Source organism: Sphaerotilus sp. FB-3 (assembly GCF_023706025.1).
GTDB classification, from domain to species: Bacteria; Pseudomonadota; Gammaproteobacteria; order Burkholderiales; family Burkholderiaceae_C; genus Sphaerotilus; species Sphaerotilus sulfidivorans.
In genome coordinates this window covers 157,274-174,206 of record NZ_BQWE01000011.1, presented here as the reverse complement: position 1 = coordinate 174,206, position 16,933 = coordinate 157,274, and the positions used below count along the sequence as shown (strand labels likewise).

The window sequence follows — 16,933 nt, the reverse complement described above, 5'->3', positions numbered from 1 at the left end:
ATGAGCACGCTCGAAGCCCTTTGGCCCAACATGATTCTCCTGCACACCGCGGGCTTTACCCGTGGGTCGGCGCGATTCCCGAACGAAAGCCCGGTACGCAGGGTCCCACTCAGCCCCTACTTGATCGACCGCCTGCCGGTCACCAACGCACAGTTTGCCCGCTTCATAGCCGAAGGCGGCTACTGCACTCCTCGCTTCTGGACCAAAGTCGGCTGGCGCTTCGTCCGGGATCATGGCCTGCAGGCGCCCAACTACTGGGCGGATTCAAACTGGAACGATCCCGATCTGCCGGTGACGGGCATCAGCTGGTGGGAGGCTCGCGCCTATGCCGCTTTCGTCGGCAAGACGCTGCCCACCGAGGCCCAATGGGAATATGCGGCTGGCCTTGGCGGGCGGACTTATCCCTGGGGTGATGCCGGCCCGACACACGAGCACGCCAATTTCGCGCCTGGTTGCGAACCCCAAGAGTTGCGACGACGCGGCACCCCGGTTGAGGGGCTGCCGTTGAACTTCGCAGCGTCCGGGTGCCGCGATATGGCAGGCAATGTCGGCGAATGGTGCCTTGACAACGCCTCGAACAACTATGAATGGGACCGTGGTGACCCCGATCCGCTGTTCACGACGCGCGAGGACGATCCGCATGTCTTGCGCGGCGGTTCGGGACTTCATGACGAGGACGCGCTGCGCTGCGCGAGCCGCGATTACTACGCCCCTACGCTTCGCGACAACATCACCGGCCTGCGCTGCGTAGTCTGGCCGCTGGAGGCCCCTGATGAGGACAACTGATACCCTGAACCGAAAGACGCCCTTCCTTGAGAAGAAGCCGAGCTCACTGCGCTATTTTCAGGAGGGGCCGGCACCGATCGACCCGGTCCAGTGGCGGCTCGACGTGATGGGCCTGGTGGCGCATCCGCTCTCGCTCGATCTGGCTGCGATTCGGGCGCTACCCGCGGCTTTCCACCATCGCCGCACCGTTTGTGTCTGCCTCTGGACGATAAAGCGGCACTGGTTCGGCGTTCTGCTGCGCGACGTGCTGGCGCTGGCCGGGGTCGATCTGACCGATCCGTCACTCTATCTGCGCCAACTCAGCAACGGCACTGACAAGGGCCGCTATGACACCACGATTCATTTGCAAAGCGCGATCATGCGCGATGCGATCCTTGCCTATGAAGTCGACGACGCCCCATTGACGATCGAGACCGGATTTCCGCTGCGCCTCATAGATTTTGGGCTCTTCAACTACAAGTGCGTCAAGGCGCTGCGCTCGCTCGAAGTGACACGGGTCAACGGACTAGGCTATTGGGAGAAGCATTCGGGCTATGCCCTCGATGGTACCGTGCAGGCCAAGAAGTATTACGCTGTCGATCTGCAGCACAAGATCTGGTTCGGTGGCTCCGGCGAAGTGAAGGACACAGACCTATGATCTTCAGCGATGCCGCCCTGCCGATGGCGCTCTTTGCGTTGGCCACTTCTGCCACGCCGGGGCCGGTCAACGTGCTTTCGGCAATGTCAGGCGCTCGTTTCGGCATTTGGCTCAGTCTGCCCTATGTGCTGGGCGCCACCACAAGCTTTGTCGCGATCCTCGTCGGGCTAGGAATGGGCCTTCAGGCGATCCTGAACCTGATTGAGCGCTTCTCGCTGGCGATGAGCCTCTCGGGCGCGGCCTATATGCTCTATCTCGCCTGGCGGATTGCAGCCGACTCCGGCGATCTGTGCTTTGAGAAAATGCAGCGACCGCGCCCGGGTTTCGCTACTGGCCTGGTGACGCAGGCGCTCAATCCCAAGGCGTGGATCGTCTCACTCTCGGCGATCACGATCTACGTTGCGCCGCATGGCGACTACATGGTGAGGCTCGCGACCTTCTCGGCGATCTTCTACCTGATCTGCGCGGCGTCGTTAGCGACCTGGGTGGTAGTCGGTGCGCAGGTGGCGCGGTTCAGCGGTAATGTGGCGCTCTTCAACCGGGTGATGGCAGGGCTGCTAGCGCTCTCGGTGATCGTCATACTGATCGAGGCTCTGCCGACGCGCTAGAGTGAAGTGCGAGATGGGCCAACCTCAGCTTGGCTCGAGCGCCGTCAGCCGGCGCAGCACCTGCATCGCCAGGTCGGCATGCATCGAGCGGAACAGCAGCGCGGCCTCGTGCTGCTTGGCCAGCGCATTGCGCTCGCTGTAGCTCATGTCGCGGGTCTGGGCCAGCTCGGTCGGTACGATCAGCTCGCGCCCGGCCGGGGTGCGCACCCGGAAGCGCAGCCGTGCGCGCAGCGTCATCTCCGAGATCTGCGAGGTCGAGGTGGTGGCAGCCACCAGATGCTCGCTGCTGTCCTGCAGCGACTCGACGATCAGGTCGGCATCGGCCGGCGTGTCGGCCACCGTCACGCCGGGGCTGGCGCGCAGCTGGCGGCGCAGCTCGTCGGCCAGCGCCGAGTCTTCGGAAAAGCCCGACAGGAAGATGCGCTTCCAGGCCAGCTCCGGCGGGCGGCGCAGCTGGAAGCCGCAGCCCGCCAGCATTGCGGCCAGCGCAGCAGCCCCCAGCAGACGGCGGCGTGACGGGCGGTGCATCACGGCCTCAGACCACCACGTTCACCAGGCGGCCCGGCACGACGATGATCTTCTTGGGCGTGCGGCCTTCCGAGAACTTCTCGACCTCGGGGCTGGCGGCGGCGGTGGCCTCGATCGCGGCCTTGTCGGCGCCGGCCGGCACCTTGATGGCGCCGCGCGTCTTGCCGTTGACCTGCAGCACCAGCTCGATCTCGTCCTGCACCAGCGCGGCCTCGACCACCGCCGGCCAGGCGGTGTCGAGCAGGTCGCCCTGCGCGGCGGCGTAGCCCAGGTCGGCCCAGAGCTTCCAGGTGATGTGCGGGCAGGCCGGATAGAGCGCGCGCAGCAGCACCGAGAAGCCCTCGCGCAGCACCGCGGCGGAGCCGGCGCTGCCGTCATGCCGGTAGCCTTCCAGCGCGTTGAGCAGCTTCATGCCGCCGGAGACGACGGTGTTGTACTGCATGCGCTCGAAGTCGTGGCTCACCTGGCGCAGCACCAGATGGACCTCGCGGCGCAGCGCCTTGGCCTCTGCGGACAGTTCGCCCGGCACCTCGGCCGGCGCGCCGGTCAGCACCGTCTCGTTCTTGAACGCGAAGGCCCAGATGCGCTTGATGAAGCGGTGCGCGCCCTCGACGGCCGACTCGTTCCACTCCAGCGTCTGCTCCGGGGGCGCCGCGAACATCACGAACAGGCGCGCGGTGTCGGCGCCATAGCGGTTGATCAGCTCCTGCGGGTCGACGCCGTTGTTCTTCGACTTGGACATGGTGCCCACGCCCTGGTAGTCGATCGCGGTGCCGGCGGGCAGGTCGCCCTTGGCTTCCTTCAGCCTGGCGCCGACCACCTTGCCGCCGGCATCCAGCACGTTCTCGACCTCGTGCGGCCAGAAGTACTCGATGCCGCCCTTCTCGGTGCGGCGCGAGTAGATGTGGTTGAGCACCATGCCCTGCGTCAGCAGCTTGGTGAAGGGCTCGTTGGCCTTCACCAGGCCCAGGTCGCGCATGACCTTGGTCCAGAAGCGCGCATACAGCAGGTGCAGGATCGCGTGCTCGATGCCGCCGATGTACTGGTCCATCGGCATCCAGTAGTCGGTGCCCTCCGCGACCATCTTCTGGTCGTTGCGCGCGTCGCAGTAGCGCATGAAGTACCACGACGAGTCCACGAAGGTGTCCATCGTGTCCGTCTCGCGCTGCGCGGGCTGGCCGCAGCAGGGGCAGGCGACGTTCAGGAAGTCGGTGCGTTTCTTGAGCGGATTGCCCGAGCCGTCCGGCACGCAGTCGATCGGCAGCACCACCGGCAGATCCTTCTCGGGGACCGGCACCGGGCCGCAGCTCTCGCAGTGGATGATCGGGATCGGCGTGCCCCAGTAGCGCTGGCGGCTGATGCCCCAGTCGCGCAGGCGCCAGGTGATCTTCTTCTCGCCCAGGCCCTTGGCGCCAAGGAGTTCAGCCACCTTGGATACGGCCTCGCTGTAGCTCAGGCCATCCAGCTCACCGGAGTTCACACACTCGCCGTTTTTAGTCGCGTACCACTCACTCCATGCTGCGGTCGAAAAATGCGGTGTGTCTTTCGCCGGGGCATCCGGTGCATAAAACTGAGCAACCCACCTAGGTTTCACAACATCTTTGATCTCGATGCCGTACTTCTTCGCAAACGCGAAATCGCGCTCGTCATGCGCCGGCACGCCCATCACGGCGCCGTCGCCGTAGCTCATCAGCACGTAGTTGCCGACCCAGACCTCGACCTGCGCGCCGGTCAGCGGATGGGTGACGAACAGGCCGGTGGGCAGCCCCTTCTTTTCCTGCGTGGCGAGTTCGGCTTCGGTCGTGCCGCCCTGGGCGCATTCGGCGATGAAGGCGGCCAGCGCCGGGTTGGTGGCCGCGGCGTGCGCGGCCAGCGGGTGCTCGGGCGCGACGGCGCAGAAGGTCACGCCCATGACCGTGTCGGCGCGGGTCGTGAAGACATAGAGCTTGCCGTCCTGGATCAGCGCGCCGTCCGCGCCCCTGATCTCGTGCGGGAAGGCGAAGCGCACGCCGGCGCTCTTGCCGATCCAGTTCTCCTGCATCAGGCGCACGCGCTCGGGCCAGCCCGACAGGTAGTTCGGGTCCTGCGGATCGGCCACCGCGCCCAGCAGCTCGTCGGCGTACTTGACGATGTTCAGGTAGTAGCCGGGGATCTCGCGCTTCTCGACCAGCGCGCCCGAGCGCCAGCCGCGGCCGTCGATGACCTGCTCGTTGGCCAGCACGGTCTGGTCGACCGGATCCCAGTTGACAGTCTGGGTGCGGCGCTCGGCGATGCCGGCCTCCAGCATCTTCAGGAACAGCCACTGGTTCCACTTGTAGTACTCGGGGTCGCAGGTGGCGACCTCGCGCGACCAGTCGATCGCCAGACCCATGGCCTGCATCTGGCCCTTCATGTAGGCGATGTTCTCGCGCGTCCACTTCTCGGGCGGCACGGCGTTCTTCAGCGCCGCGTTCTCGGCCGGCAGGCCGAAGGCGTCCCAGCCCATCGGCATCAGCACGTTGAAGCCGCGCATGCGCAGCTGGCGCGCCAGCATGTCGTTGATGGTGTAGTTGCGCACATGGCCCATGTGCAGCTTGCCGCTCGGGTACGGCAGCATCGAGCAGGCGTAGAACTTGGGGCGGCTCGCGTCTTCGGTGACGCGGTAGGCATCGGCGGCGGTCCAGGCGGACTGGGCGGCGGCTTCGACGGCGGCGGGATCGTAGCGGTCTTGGAGGCTCATGGGCGCGGGAGGACTCGGGGCGGCAAAAGGGCCGCGGCGCCGTGCCCGCCGGACAAGCAGTCCGGCCAGCGGCTCGGCGAGGAATCCGGGGATTATCGCGCGCCCGCGCGCTCGGTCACGAAGGCGATCCGGTTCAGCCCGGCCTGCTGCAGCTGGCCGATCAGCTCGGCCACCCGGCCATAGGCCACCGACTGGTCGGCGCGCAGCATCACCTCGGGCCGCTCGCCGGGGCGGCGGCCCACCTCGGTCAGCCGGCGCTCGAAGGCGTCGGCCTCCAGACGCTCCTCGCCCCAGTAGAGCGCGCCATTGGCCTGCAGCGACAGCCGGATCGCCTCGGGCGCCTGCTCGGTGGGCTGCGCGCCCTCGGCCTCGGGCAGCTCCAGCTTCAGGCTGGAGGTCATCAGCGGCGCGGTGATCATGAAGATCACCAGCAGCACCAGCATCACGTCGATCAGCGGCGTCATGTTGATGTCGCTGATCGGCGCATCGGCCCTGCGGCGCTCGAGGCGGCCGAAAGCCATCTCAGACCTCCCGGCGGGCGCGCTGCAGCGCCATCTCGCGCAGGTCGTGCGCCCAGCCCTCCAGATCGGCCTCGCACGAGGCGACCTGCTTGCCGAACAGGTTGTAGGCCAGCACCGCCGGAATCGCCACCGCCAGGCCGGCGGCGGTCATGATCAGCGCCTCGCCGACCGGGCCGGTCACCCTGTCCAGACTGATCGAGCCGCCCGCGGACAGGCCCACCAGCGCGTGGTAGATGCCCCAGACCGTGCCGAACAGGCCGACGAAGGGCGCGGTGCTGCCCACCGAGGCCAGCAGCACCTGGCCCGACTGCAGCTGTGCCAGCGCCCGGTGCAGCGCGTCGCGCAGCCGGCGGGTCAGGCGCGATTCGTCCTCGCTGCCGGCGTCGAGCGTGCCGGCCTCGGGGCGCTGCAACGCGGCCTCGAGCGCGGGCAGCAGCACCCGCTCGCGGTCGAGCGTGGCCAGGCGCTCGCGTCCGGCCTGCAGATCGGGCGCGGCCCAGAAGGCCGGCACCGCGCGGGCCAGATCGGCACGGACCCGCGTCAGCACCCAGGCCTTCCACAGGATCACCACCCAGGCCGACACCGACATCGCCAGCAGCAGCAGCGCCACCGCCCGCGACACGGCGTCGCCCGCCGACCAGATCTGAGCGAGCGTGTTCACGCGCGAGGTCCGTGGCGCCGGCTCAGAAGCCGAGCACGTCGTCCATGCCGTACAGGCCGCTGGCCCGACCGGCCAGGAAGCGCACCGCACGCAGGCTGCCCTGGGCGTAGGTGGCGCGGCTGCTGGACTTGTGGGTGATCTCGATGCGCTCGCCGGTGCCCATGAACATCACGGTGTGGTCGCCGACCACATCGCCGCCGCGCACGGTGGCAAAGCCGATGGTGCTGGGATCGCGCTCGCCGGTGACGCCTTCGCGGCCGTAGACCGCGCATTCCTTCAGGTCGCGGCCGATCGCGGCGGCGACGACCTCGCCCATCTTCAGCGCGGTGCCGCTGGGCGCGTCGACCTTGTGGCGGTGATGGGCCTCGACGATCTCGATGTCGTAGCCTTCCTTCAGCGCCCGCGCCGCGGTGTCGAGCAGGCGCAGCACGACATTGACGCCGACGCTCATGTTCGGCGCCATCACGATCGCGATGTCCTTCGCGGTCGCGCCGATCTCGGCCTTCTCCTCGCCGCTGAAGCCGGTCGTGCCGATCACCAGCTTGACGCCCAGCTCGCGGCAGACCGCCAGATGCGCCATCGTGCCTTCGGGGCGGGTGAAGTCGATCAGGCAGTCGGCGTTCTTCAGACCCTCGCGCAGGTCGGAGGCGATCTTCACGCCGCTGAGCCTGCCCAGGAAGGCGGTGGCGTCCTGGCCGACGGCCGGGCTGCCCTCGCGGTCGAGCGCGCCGGCGAGCACGCAGTCGTCGGAGGCCAGCACCGCCTCGATCAGCATGTGGCCCATGCGGCCGGTGCAGCCGGCAATGGCGACGCGCAGGCGGGCGTCGGCGGAAGAAGCGGAAGCGTTCATCGGGAAACGGTCTCGAGCGGAGGATAGGAACGGGCGGGCCCGCTGGCGGCGGTGCCCGGCACCAGCGCGGCGGCGCGCGTGGGTTTCGGGGGCGCGATCGCGCGCAGCTGCTGCTCGTCGAGCTCCAGCGGCGTGCGGCGCGGCTTCGGCGGGGAGACGTTGATCGAGTCGACGAACTCGCGCTCGCTCGGCGCCTCGCCGGCATCGAAGCGGTTCAGCCGGTCGCCATCGAAGAAGACCGTCACCCGGCGCTGCTGCGGCTCGGTCCCCTGGCGGCGGATCGTGAAGACATAGTCCCAGCGGTCGCCGTGGAAGACATCGGTCAGCAGCGGCGAGCCGAGCAGCTGCCGCACCTGGTCACGGCTCAGCCCGGGGCGCAGCTGCGCGACCATTTCCCGGGTGACCACATTGCCCTGGACGACTTCCATCCGGTAGGGCGTGACCAGACCGAGCAGGCGACCGTCGGACGAGATGGTCGAACACCCCGCTCCCGCGGCAAGCACCACGACGGCCAGGGCGGGACGAAAAAGGCGGGACAGAGCAGCCATGTCGTTTTGGGTGGAGGAGACCGACGAGAGACGGGATAGGCGCATCCCGATATGATCCGAGGATTCTAGCGAGGCCACCGAGGCCTGCACGACACAGGCGACCCCATGACCAACGCGGAAGAACTCAAGAGCTCGGGCCTGAAGGCCACCCTGCCGCGCATCAAGATCCTCGACATCTTCCAGCGCGCCCAGCAGCGCCACATGACAGCCGAGGATGTCTTCAAGATCCTGCTCAGCGAAGGCTCGGACATCGGCCTGGCCACCGTGTACCGGGTGCTGATGCAGTTCGAGCAGGCCGGCATCCTGAGCCGCAACCACTTCGAGAGCGGCAAGTCGGTCTTCGAGCTCAACGAGGGCCAGCACCACGACCATCTGGTCTGCCTGGACTGCGGCCATGTCGAGGAATTCTTCGATCCGCAGATCGAGTCGCGCCAGCGCATGGTCGCCCAGGAGCGCGGCTTCACGCTGCAGGAGCACACGCTGGCGCTGTACGCGCACTGCACCAAGGACGCCTGCCCGCACCGCAGCATCAAGTGATGCGGGCCGTGAGCGCTCTGGCGCTCACAGTCCCTGGTCGCCGCGCTCCATCAGCTCGCGGTGGCGCTTGATGAATTCCTTGTAGGTGTCGATGCCGCGCAGCTGCAGCACCGTGTTGCGCACCGCAGCCTCGACCAGCACCGCCAGGTTGCGCCCGGCATCGACCGCGATCACCGCCTTGCGCACCGGCACACCCAGCACCGTCTCGTGCAGCGGCTCGTAGGGCAGGCGCTCGAAGTCGCGCTCGAGCGTCTCCTTGCGCACCAGGTGCACGATCAGCTTCAGCCGCATCTTGCGGCGCACTGCGGTCTCGCCGAAGATCGCCTTGATGTCGAGCAGGCCGATGCCGCGCACTTCGAGCAGGTCGCGCAGCAGCTCCGGGCAGCGCCCCTCGATCGCCGACTGCGAGACGCGGAACAGGTCGACCACATCATCGGCCACCAGGCCGTGACCGCGCGAGATCAGCTCCAGCCCCAGCTCGCTCTTGCCCAGGCCGGACTCGCCGGTCAGCAGCACGCCCAGGCCGAGAATGTCCATGAAGACGCCATGCCGCGAGGTGCGCTCGGCGAAGTGCTGGCCGAGAAAGCCGCGCAGCACGTCGATGACATGGCCAGCCGAATCCTGGGTGCAGAACAGCGGAATGTCGGCGCGCTCGCACATCGCCACCAGGCGGTCGGGCGGGGTGCAGCCATCGGCCACCACCAGCACCGGCGGCTCGAGCGCCACGATGCGCGAGATGCGCCGCTCCTGCGTCTCGCTGTCGGACTCCTGCAGATAGCCGACCTCGCGACGGCCGACGATCTGCACCCGGTAGGGATGGATGTAGTTCAGATAGCCGACCAGGTCGGCCGCGGACTGGGCGTCGCGGACGGCGACCTCGTCGAAACGGCGCTCAGGATGCGCATGACCGGCGATCCACTCCCACTTCAGCGAGGAGCGATGCGCATCGAACAGCGCCTCGGCGCTGATGACGGTCGGTTTCAACTCAGGCCACCGAGCGCATCGGCTCCCAGCGGGAAATCAGCTCATGCAGCCGCGCCGGATCCTCTTCGGTCTTCAGGCGCTCGCGCAGGTCCCGGTCGGACAGCAGTTCGGCAATCTCGGACAGGATCTCGAGATGGCGCTGTGTCGCAGCCTCGGGCACCAGAAGGAAGATCAGCAGGCTGACCGGCTCGTCGTCAGGCGCCTCGAAGCCGATCGGCTGCGCCAGACGGATCACGGCCGCCAGCGGATTCTTCAGCCCCTTGATGCGGCCGTGAGGGATCGCGACGCCATGGCCAAGCCCGGTGGAGCCGAGCCGTTCGCGCGCGAACAGGTTGTCGGAGACGGTGGCCCTGGCAATGGCCTGCTGGTTCTCGAAGAGCAGGCCCGCCTGCTCGAACGCGCGCTTCTTGCTGGAAGCGTCCACGTTGACCAGCACATTGCCGGCGGGAAGGATCGCGGCGAGACGGTTCATCGGGATCGGGCGCCGACTCGGGCTGGAGGCCGTCGCAAACGCGCAGTCAGGTGTGTTCGGGGGACCGATTATAGGAAGTGCCGCACAGCTTGCGCGCACCCCGACGGGGCAGATGCAGGACCAAGGGCGTCATGTTGTATCGCGGACGCAGTCAGAGGGCAGTCAGAAGGCCGCAAGGATCGGCCAAATGAGCAGATTTCGCTTTTCAGGTCGATCGCAGAAGTGGCGACGGCCCCTTCGAGGGGCCGTCTTCCGTGCGACCCGGCAGGGGTCGCGATACCTGCCGCGGCAGGTGAACAGGCCTCAGACGGCCTCGGTGAAAGCAGTGCTTCGCTTCGGCGATACGTGGTGGTGGTTCTGAAGTTTGTCCTTGTGGCGGACGACCTGTCGGTCGAGCTTGTCCATCAATTGGTCGATCGCGGCATACAGATCCTCGTGCGAACTCTCAACAAAGATGTCGCGGCCCTTCACATGCAGCGTGACCTCGGCACGCTGACGACGCTCCTTCTCCTTGTTCTTCTCCACGGTGAGCAGCACGTTGACGTCCACCACCTGATCGAAGTGTCGGGTCACGCGGTCGAGCTTGGTGAGCACATACTCGCGCAGAGCCGGGGTGACTTCCAGATGATGACCGCTGATCGTCAGATTCATGTGGCCTCCTTTCGAGAGGTAGGGGTGGGAAGATGCTGTCGTTGTCGGGAAAACGGCCTGGAGAGAGCGCTGCACATGGCGGCGGGTTTCTCGCAGGCGGAAGGAATCCGTAGGTCTTTGCCTCTTGCTCTTGATGTCTGGCTTGGATTCAGTGTGACCCTTTCATGAAAGGCTGACAAGCCCGGGTCATCACACCCTGCAGGCACTGTGTGGAATTGCGCTGGTACCGCGAGAACGGGATTAATCTCCGGGTTTGCGCTCATTCAGGCCCGCATCCTGCGACGGTGCAATAATCGGTTCGCCCTGAACTCCCCTGCGCGCGCCGTTCCCGATGCTCAACGTCTTCACGCTGGCCAGCGGCCGTCTGTTCCAGGAAGAGGTCGACCAGCCGGACGCGCTGGCCCATGTGTCGCCGGTCTGGGTCGATCTGGAAGCCCCCACGCCCATCGAGAAAGGCTGGATCCTGGGGCGCTTCGGCCTGACGATTCCCGACGACATCGTCGACGACGACCTCGAGGAGTCCGCCCGCTTCTACGAGGAGGACAACGGCGAACTGCACATCCGCTCCGACTTCCTGATCGATGACGGCGAGACGCCGCGCAACGTGCGCGTGGCCTTCATCCTGAAGGACGGCGTGCTGTTCTCGGTCCATGCGGAGGATCTGCCGGTGTTCCGGCTGCTGCGACTGCGCGCACGGCGCATCCCGGCGATGATCGAGGACGCCAAGGATGTGCTGCTCAAGCTCTACGACGCCGACGCGGAATACTCGGCCGATGCGCTGGAGGGCATCTACGACGCGCTGGAAAAGGTCAGCGCGCGGGTGCTCAAGCAGGAGGTGGACGACCATGCCGCCGCCGAGGCGCTGTCGGCCATCGCGCACCAGGAGGATCTGAACGGCCGCATCCGCCGCAACGTGATGGACACCCGCCGCGCCGTCAGCTTCATGATGCGCAGCCGGCTCCTCAACGCGGAGCAGTTCGAGGAGGCACGCCAGATCATGCGCGACATCGACTCGCTCGACAGCCACACCGCGTTTCTCTTCGACAAGATCAACTTCCTGATGGATGCCACCGTCGGCTTCATCAACATCAACCAGAACAAGATCATCAAGATCTTCTCGGTGGCCTCGGTGGCGATGCTGCCGCCGACGCTGATCGCCAGCGTCTACGGCATGAACTTCCAGCACATGCCCGAGCTGAGCTCGCGCTGGGGCTATCCGCTGGCGCTCGGCCTGATGGCGCTGTCGATCGCCGCACCGCTGGTGTATTTCCGCCGCAAGGGCTGGATGCGCTGAGCGCGCCGCCGCCCTCGACGCTTCGCGCACTATGCACGCCAGAGCCCATCCTGCCCCCGCTAGACTGACCCCGCCGGACTCGGACCGAGGCCGGCGCCAGACCATCGAAAGCCCGGGCGAGCCCTCGTCACGGTTGCGGGGAAAGAAAGGCTGGCTGGCAGGGCTGCTGATCGGCATCACCCTGCCAGCCCTTGCCCAGTTCGACACGGCGCCGCCTTCGCGCACGCCCCGCCCTGCGCTGGCGACGATGGCCACCACCGAGGCGGCCTACCGGATCGACGGCGCCCGCCACATCTACCTGAATCACCCCGAGCGGATCCACGACGGCCTGCTGCCGCCCTTCCTGCATGCGATCGCCGGCGTGCGCACCACGATCGACACCCACGGGCGGGTCAGCCGCATCGAGATCACCCGCGAGCCCGCGGTCGCCCGCGAGGTCCTGCCGTGGATCGAGCGTCTGATCCGCGCCGCCGAGCCCTATCCCCGCCCCCCGGCCGGACTGGACACGGTGCGCTGGGACGAGATCTGGCTGATCGACCGCAGCGGCCGCTTCCAGCTGCACACCCTGTCGGAGGGCCAGCAGCAGGCGCCGGACAGCCCGGACGACGACACCGACGACGAGGACGAAAAAGGGGCTGCTGGCGCGCCCTCGGGCCCTGGCCGCTGACCGACCCGCCTCAAAGCCCGGTCGTGCGGCGCAGCAGCGCGAAGGCAGCCCGATCGCTGATCAGGCCGAGCCCGCCCAGCAGCTTCATCACCCGGCTGAAGCGCTTCGGGAAATGGATCTCGAACTCGCCGCGCGCCCAGCCGCGCAGGATCTGGCGCGCCGCCTCCTCCGGCGAGATGAGCGCCGGCATCGGGTGGGTGTTGCCCGCGGTCAGCGGCGTGGCCACGAAGCCGGGGCAGACCACCGACACGCCCAGCCCGCGCGGCCGCAGGTCCTGCCACAGGCTCTGCGCCAGGCTGGTCAGCGCCGCCTTGGTCGGCCCGTAGGCCAGCGCCATCGGCAGGCCGCGGTAGCCGGCCACGCTCGACACCAGGCTGACATGGCCGGTGCGCTGCACCAGCAGCACCGGCAGCACCGCGTCGAGCAGCCGCCAGGCGCCGCCGACATTGATGTCCTGATGGCGCAGCGCTTCCTCCAGATCGAGCCGGTCGGCGCGCATCGGCGTGTAGTGGCCGGCGCAGTACATCGCCAGATCGAGCCGGCCCAGATGCGCCTGCACTTGCGGCACGGCGCCCGCCAGCGCGCCCGGCGCACAGGCATCGAGCGGCAGCGCCAGCGCACCGGCGTGGCGCGCGGCGAAGTCCTGCAGCGGCCCGGCCTTGCGCGCCGACACCACCACGCGCGCGCCCGCCACCGCCAGCGCCTCGGCGGTCGCCAGGCCGATGCCCGACGAGGCGCCGACGATCCAGACGCCCTGCCCGTGCCAGTCGCGCAGGCGCGGATTGAGACCGGCGCTGCTCATGGCTTGTGGAAGGCCAGCGTGACCTCGCCCAGACGGATGCCGAACTTGCTCATCGTCGCCTTGTTCAGCATCACCTTGCGCTCGGCGTCCATCAGAAACATCCAGTCGTCGAACTGCACCTCCCAGACCCGGCCGTCGACCGGCAGCGCCAGCGTGTACTGCCAGCGCAGCGCGTTGCCGGCGGCCTGGCCGCGCGCCTCGCCGACCACATCGTCGGCGCGGCCGGTGTAGCGGCCGCCGCCGTGATCGGTCAGGCGCCAGACGCGGCGCTCGGTCTTGCCGTCGCTGTAGAAGAAATCTTCCTCCAGCACGCCTTCCGGGCCGTTCCAGCGCCCGACCAGCTTGACGGTGAAGCGGCGCACGACCTGGCCGGAGCGGTCGGTGAAGACGCCATGCGCGGTCATCGGGCCGTCGAAATACTCGCGCAGCAGCAGGCGCGGCTGCTCGGCGGCGTACTGCTCGACCGCGGGCGAGGCGCAGCCGGCCAGCATCAGCAGCGCGCCGAGCAGGCCGGCGCCGGCGGCGCGGCGCAGCGGAAGGGACTGGGGTGTCATCGCGGATCTCCTTGCAGGGATGTCGGAGCCAGCGCGCCGGCCAGCCGCCACAGCAGCGCCAGCGCCATCAGCTTGAAGACGCAGGGCAGCAGCGCGTAGGTCAGGCCGAGCATTTCCAGGCCCTGCGGATCGCGCGAGCCCGGCTGGTAGCCGGCCCACTGCAGCAGCGGCAGCGCCAGGCCGGCGGCCAGCGCCAGATTGAGCTTCGAGGCGGCCGTCCACCAGCCGAAGAAGCGCCCTTCCGCCCGGCCGCCCAGGCCGCTGCGCCGCACCACCGCCGCCAGCAGCGCACCCGGCAGCGCCAGATCGGCGCCGAGCGCCAGGCCGCTGGCCACGCAGACCAGCAGGAAGCCGCGCCCGTCGCCCTCGCCCAGCAGCACCGCGCCGCAGAAGGTCAGCACCGCCAGCACCATGCCGGCGCCCCAGGCGCGCACCAGGCCCAGGCGGCCGACCGAGCGCACCCACAGCGGCAGCGACAGCGCACCGGCCAGGAAATAGCTCGCCAGGAAGGCGCCCTCCCACTGCGGCAGCTGCAGCCGGTCGCGGATGAAGAACAGCACCAGCGTCGCCGGCACCGCGCTGGCGATGCCGTTGAGCATGAACACCGCCAGCAGCCGCCGGAAGGCCGGCAGCTGCCACGGTCCGGGCGAGGCCGCCTCGGTGTCCGGCAGATCGGGCTCGGGCACCGGTCGATCCGCCCGGGCCAGCGCCAGCACGCCCAGCGCCAGCATCACGATGAAGACCGTCAGGCTGACCGGCAGCCCGGCCAGCGAGGGCAGCACGCTGGCCAGCACCACGCCGACCAGCGCCGCGCCCTCGCGCCAGGCCACCCGGCGCGCCTGGGTGACGTCGTCGCCGCCCAGGCGCGCACCCCAGGCCTGGTGCAGCACGCTGGCCACGCTCCAGGCCAGACAGGTCGCCAGCAGCAGCGCCGCGCACCAGGCCAGCAGCGCCGGCAGCTCGCCGCGCAGCGCCGGCAGCGGGAAGAACAGCCCGGTCAGCCCGAGCATCAGCACCGCCGCCGCCAGCGCCAGCCAGCGCAGCGTACGCGAGAACGGCCCCGACAGCAGCCGGTCCACCCGCTGGCCGATCCACGGATCGAGCAGCGCGTCGAGCGATCGCACCGCCAGCAGCACCCCGCCCAGCGCCGCCAGCGGCACGCCGAACTGCTCGGCGTAATGGTTGGGCAGCACCACATAGAGCGGCAATGCGACGAAGGCCAGCGGCAGCCCGAGCGCGCCATAGCGCAGGCCGGCGCCGATCGCGGCGCTCATCCGCCTGTCCCCAGCAGCGCGGCGCGCAGCGCCGGCTCGGCCCCGCGCGGCGACAGCCAGATGCCGAAGAAGAGCCGTGCGAACTCGGCCTCGGCCACCTCGCCGGTCGGGCGGCCCTGATGCAGGAAGCGTGCGCCCCGGCCCGCCCGGTTCACGCCCACCAGGCGCTCGCCGGACTGCACATCGGGAAACGCGGCGCGCATCGCCGCGCGCCAGGCCTCGGCGCGGGCCTCGTCGAAGCGGTCGAGGCGACGCATCTCCTCGATCGAGCGGTCGGCGATGCCCTCGCCCGACAGGCGCCGGGCGTAGATCAGCTCGAGCGCGAAGTCGCGGCCGGCGTAGTCGTCGGCGCTCAGCGGCGCGGCCGCGCCAGGCCGCCACAGCCGGGCGTCATAGATCGACAGCCCGAGCCAGCGAAAGCGCATCGTGCCCTGCAGCCGCGGCTCGGGCAGCGCGGCACGCACCTCCGCCGGCGGTTCGGTCGCCCGGGCGACCGGCGCCAGCAGCCCCAGCGCGGCCGCCGGCGCGGCCCGCAGCCAGACTCGGCGCGTCGTCATGGCCGCCTCAGGGTGTACTGCACGACATTCGTGTTGCCGGTGTCGAAGGCCGCTTCGCAGTAGGCGAGATAGAAGTCCCAGGTGCGCATGAACGGCAGGTCGAAGCCCAGCGGGCGGATCTGCTCGGCCTGCGCATGGAAATCGGCGCGCCAGCGCCGCAGCGTCTCGGCGTAATCCGGCCCGAAGGCCAGCGTGCGCTCCACCTCCAGCCCGGCGCGCCCGGCGGCCAGGCGGAACTCATGGTCGCTCGGCAGCAGGCCGCCGGGAAAGATGTACTGCTGGATGAAGTCGGTCGAGCGCACATAGCGGTCGAACAGGTCGTCGCGGATGGTGATGGTCTGGATGCAGGCGCGCCCGCCCGGCTTCAGGCTGCGCGCCACCGTCTCGAAGTAGGACGGCCAGTAGGCGCGCCCGACCGCCTCGAACATCTCGATCGACACCAGCGCGTCGAAGGGCGCGTCGGCGATGTCGCGGTAGTCCTGCAGCCGCAGCTCGGCCTGCCCGCCCAGGCCCTGGCGCGCCAGGCGCTCCTGGGCCCAGGCGAGCTGCTCGGTCGACAGCGTCACGCCGGTCAGGTGCGCGCCGCGCCGCGCCGCCGCCTCGGCCACCGCACCCCAGCCGCAGCCGATCTCCAGCACCCGGCTGCCCGGCTGCACGCCGGCCTCGGCCAGCGCGCGAGCCACCTTGGCGTCCTGCGCCTCGGACAGCGCACGGCCGTGATCGCCGTCGAACCAGGCACTCGAGTAGTTCATCGTGGCATCGAGCCACAGACGGTAGAACGCGTTGCCGAGGTCGTAGTGCGCGTGGATGTTGCGGCGGCTGCCCTCGCGGCTGTTGCGGTTGCGCCAGTGCTGCAGCCGGTGCAGCAGCGAGCCCCACCAGCCGCCGAAGATCAGCCGCTCGATCGCCTCGCGGTTGAGCAGCAGCAGGCGCAGCAGCGCCGGCAGGTCGTCGGTGTCCCAGTCGCCGGCGATGAAGGCCTCGGCAAAGCCGATGTCGCCGGACTTCAGCGCGGCCGTGAACACCTTCTGGTCGTGCACCACCAGCGTGGCGCGCGGCTCCAGGCCCGAGCCCAGGCGCAGGTGCGAGCCGTCAGGCCAGCGCAGATCGAGCGTGCCGTGCTCGATGCGCTTGAGCAGGCCCAGCACGGTGCGGGTGGCGGCGCTGGCACCCCGGGGCAGCAGCATCTCGGTCGGGGTCGACGAGGACACGGACGGGCGCAGCGGCAGGCCGGGCAGCGCGGCGGAACGGACGGGCTGGTTCATCGAAGGTCTCGCTCGGTA

The 16,933-nt window shown here is 68.9% G+C and carries 20 protein-coding genes; 6 read left to right on the top strand and 14 right to left on the bottom strand.

Going from position 1 to position 16,933, the window contains the following annotated elements:
- The 3 genes from NFT33_RS05885 to NFT33_RS05875 are packed head-to-tail and all read left to right on the top strand — an operon-like array spanning position 1 to position 2,031.
- Positions 1–786 (top strand): formylglycine-generating enzyme family protein, encoded by a 786-nt coding sequence (locus tag NFT33_RS05885; protein ID WP_251673856.1) that lies wholly within the window; start codon positions 1–3, stop codon positions 784–786.
- On the top strand, positions 773–1,423 hold the full coding sequence (locus NFT33_RS05880) for a molybdopterin-dependent oxidoreductase (RefSeq protein WP_251673854.1): 651 nt from the start codon (positions 773–775) through the stop codon (positions 1,421–1,423). Before NFT33_RS05885 ends, NFT33_RS05880 begins: the two co-directional genes overlap by 14 nt.
- Entirely contained in the window at positions 1,420–2,031 is a 612-nt protein-coding gene (locus NFT33_RS05875) for a LysE family translocator (protein WP_251673852.1), read from the top strand. Before NFT33_RS05880 ends, NFT33_RS05875 begins: the two co-directional genes overlap by 4 nt.
- Positions 2,032–2,055: 24 nt before the next feature.
- Here the strand turns inward: NFT33_RS05875 and NFT33_RS05870 are convergent, their stop codons facing one another.
- The 6 genes from NFT33_RS05870 to NFT33_RS05845 all read right to left on the bottom strand — a co-directional run bounded on the left by NFT33_RS05870 (position 2,056) and on the right by NFT33_RS05845 (position 7,858).
- Positions 2,056–2,559 (bottom strand): LPS-assembly lipoprotein LptE, encoded by a 504-nt coding sequence (locus tag NFT33_RS05870; protein WP_251673850.1) that lies wholly within the window; start codon positions 2,557–2,559, stop codon positions 2,056–2,058.
- 7 nt (positions 2,560–2,566) lie between these two features.
- Positions 2,567–5,278 (bottom strand): leucine--tRNA ligase, encoded by a 2,712-nt coding sequence (gene leuS / locus NFT33_RS05865; protein ID WP_251673848.1) that lies wholly within the window; start codon positions 5,276–5,278, stop codon positions 2,567–2,569.
- A gap of 92 nt (positions 5,279–5,370) precedes the next feature.
- Positions 5,371–5,799, bottom strand: coding sequence for an ExbD/TolR family protein (locus NFT33_RS05860; RefSeq protein ID WP_251673846.1), 429 nt, complete (start codon positions 5,797–5,799; stop codon positions 5,371–5,373).
- 1 nt (position 5,800) lies between these two features.
- A complete protein-coding gene (locus NFT33_RS05855; protein WP_251673844.1) occupies positions 5,801–6,460 on the bottom strand; it encodes a MotA/TolQ/ExbB proton channel family protein in 660 nt (219 codons plus the stop codon).
- A 22-nt stretch (positions 6,461–6,482) separates the two neighbouring features.
- On the bottom strand, positions 6,483–7,310 hold the full coding sequence (dapB, locus tag NFT33_RS05850) for a 4-hydroxy-tetrahydrodipicolinate reductase (RefSeq protein WP_251673842.1): 828 nt from the start codon (positions 7,308–7,310) through the stop codon (positions 6,483–6,485).
- Positions 7,307–7,858: an outer membrane protein assembly factor BamE gene (locus NFT33_RS05845; RefSeq protein ID WP_149504804.1), complete on the bottom strand. Its 552-nt coding sequence runs from the start codon at positions 7,856–7,858 to the stop codon at positions 7,307–7,309. The genes dapB and NFT33_RS05845 overlap by 4 nt, the downstream gene beginning before the upstream one ends.
- A gap of 105 nt (positions 7,859–7,963) precedes the next feature.
- Between NFT33_RS05845 and fur the strand changes: the two genes are divergently transcribed.
- On the top strand, positions 7,964–8,395 hold the full coding sequence (fur, locus tag NFT33_RS05840; RefSeq protein ID WP_149504805.1) for a ferric iron uptake transcriptional regulator: 432 nt from the start codon (positions 7,964–7,966) through the stop codon (positions 8,393–8,395).
- Positions 8,396–8,419: 24 nt separating this feature from the next.
- Here the strand turns inward: fur and hprK are convergent, their stop codons facing one another.
- From hprK to hpf, 3 genes are all read right to left on the bottom strand, one after another.
- Positions 8,420–9,379, bottom strand: a complete 960-nt coding sequence (gene hprK / locus NFT33_RS05835) for an HPr(Ser) kinase/phosphatase (RefSeq protein ID WP_220784625.1) — start codon at positions 9,377–9,379, stop codon at positions 8,420–8,422.
- A 1-nt stretch (position 9,380) separates the two neighbouring features.
- A complete protein-coding gene (locus tag NFT33_RS05830) occupies positions 9,381–9,851 on the bottom strand; it encodes a PTS sugar transporter subunit IIA (RefSeq protein ID WP_037477254.1) in 471 nt (156 codons plus the stop codon).
- Positions 9,852–10,154: 303 nt separating this feature from the next.
- A complete protein-coding gene (hpf, locus tag NFT33_RS05825) occupies positions 10,155–10,502 on the bottom strand; it encodes a ribosome hibernation-promoting factor, HPF/YfiA family (protein WP_149504807.1) in 348 nt (115 codons plus the stop codon).
- Positions 10,503–10,833: 331 nt separating this feature from the next.
- Here hpf and corA point away from each other — a divergent pair, with 331 nt between their 5' ends.
- Positions 10,834–11,796, top strand: a complete 963-nt coding sequence (gene corA / locus NFT33_RS05820; RefSeq protein WP_149504808.1) for a magnesium/cobalt transporter CorA — start codon at positions 10,834–10,836, stop codon at positions 11,794–11,796.
- A 133-nt stretch (positions 11,797–11,929) separates the two neighbouring features.
- Positions 11,930–12,463: a hypothetical protein gene (locus tag NFT33_RS05815; RefSeq protein WP_251673839.1), complete on the top strand. Its 534-nt coding sequence runs from the start codon at positions 11,930–11,932 to the stop codon at positions 12,461–12,463.
- Positions 12,464–12,473: 10 nt separating this feature from the next.
- On the opposite strand, the gene NFT33_RS05810 is transcribed toward NFT33_RS05815, so the two are convergent.
- The 5 genes from NFT33_RS05810 to NFT33_RS05790 are packed head-to-tail and all read right to left on the bottom strand — an operon-like array spanning position 12,474 to position 16,915.
- Positions 12,474–13,265 carry an SDR family NAD(P)-dependent oxidoreductase gene (locus NFT33_RS05810; protein ID WP_251673837.1) on the bottom strand — a complete coding sequence of 264 codons (792 nt, stop codon included), beginning with the start codon at positions 13,263–13,265 and terminating at the stop codon, positions 12,474–12,476.
- On the bottom strand, positions 13,262–13,819 hold the full coding sequence (locus NFT33_RS05805) for a DUF3833 domain-containing protein (protein ID WP_251673835.1): 558 nt from the start codon (positions 13,817–13,819) through the stop codon (positions 13,262–13,264). Before NFT33_RS05805 ends, NFT33_RS05810 begins: the two co-directional genes overlap by 4 nt.
- On the bottom strand, positions 13,816–15,093 hold the full coding sequence (locus NFT33_RS05800) for an MFS transporter (protein ID WP_251673834.1): 1,278 nt from the start codon (positions 15,091–15,093) through the stop codon (positions 13,816–13,818). The genes NFT33_RS05805 and NFT33_RS05800 overlap by 4 nt, the downstream gene beginning before the upstream one ends.
- Positions 15,090–15,650: a chalcone isomerase family protein gene (locus tag NFT33_RS05795; RefSeq protein ID WP_220784630.1), complete on the bottom strand. Its 561-nt coding sequence runs from the start codon at positions 15,648–15,650 to the stop codon at positions 15,090–15,092. The genes NFT33_RS05800 and NFT33_RS05795 overlap by 4 nt, the downstream gene beginning before the upstream one ends.
- Positions 15,647–16,915, bottom strand: coding sequence for an SAM-dependent methyltransferase (locus NFT33_RS05790; RefSeq protein ID WP_251673832.1), 1,269 nt, complete (start codon positions 16,913–16,915; stop codon positions 15,647–15,649). The genes NFT33_RS05795 and NFT33_RS05790 overlap by 4 nt, the downstream gene beginning before the upstream one ends.
- Positions 16,916–16,933: the final 18 nt, after the last annotated feature.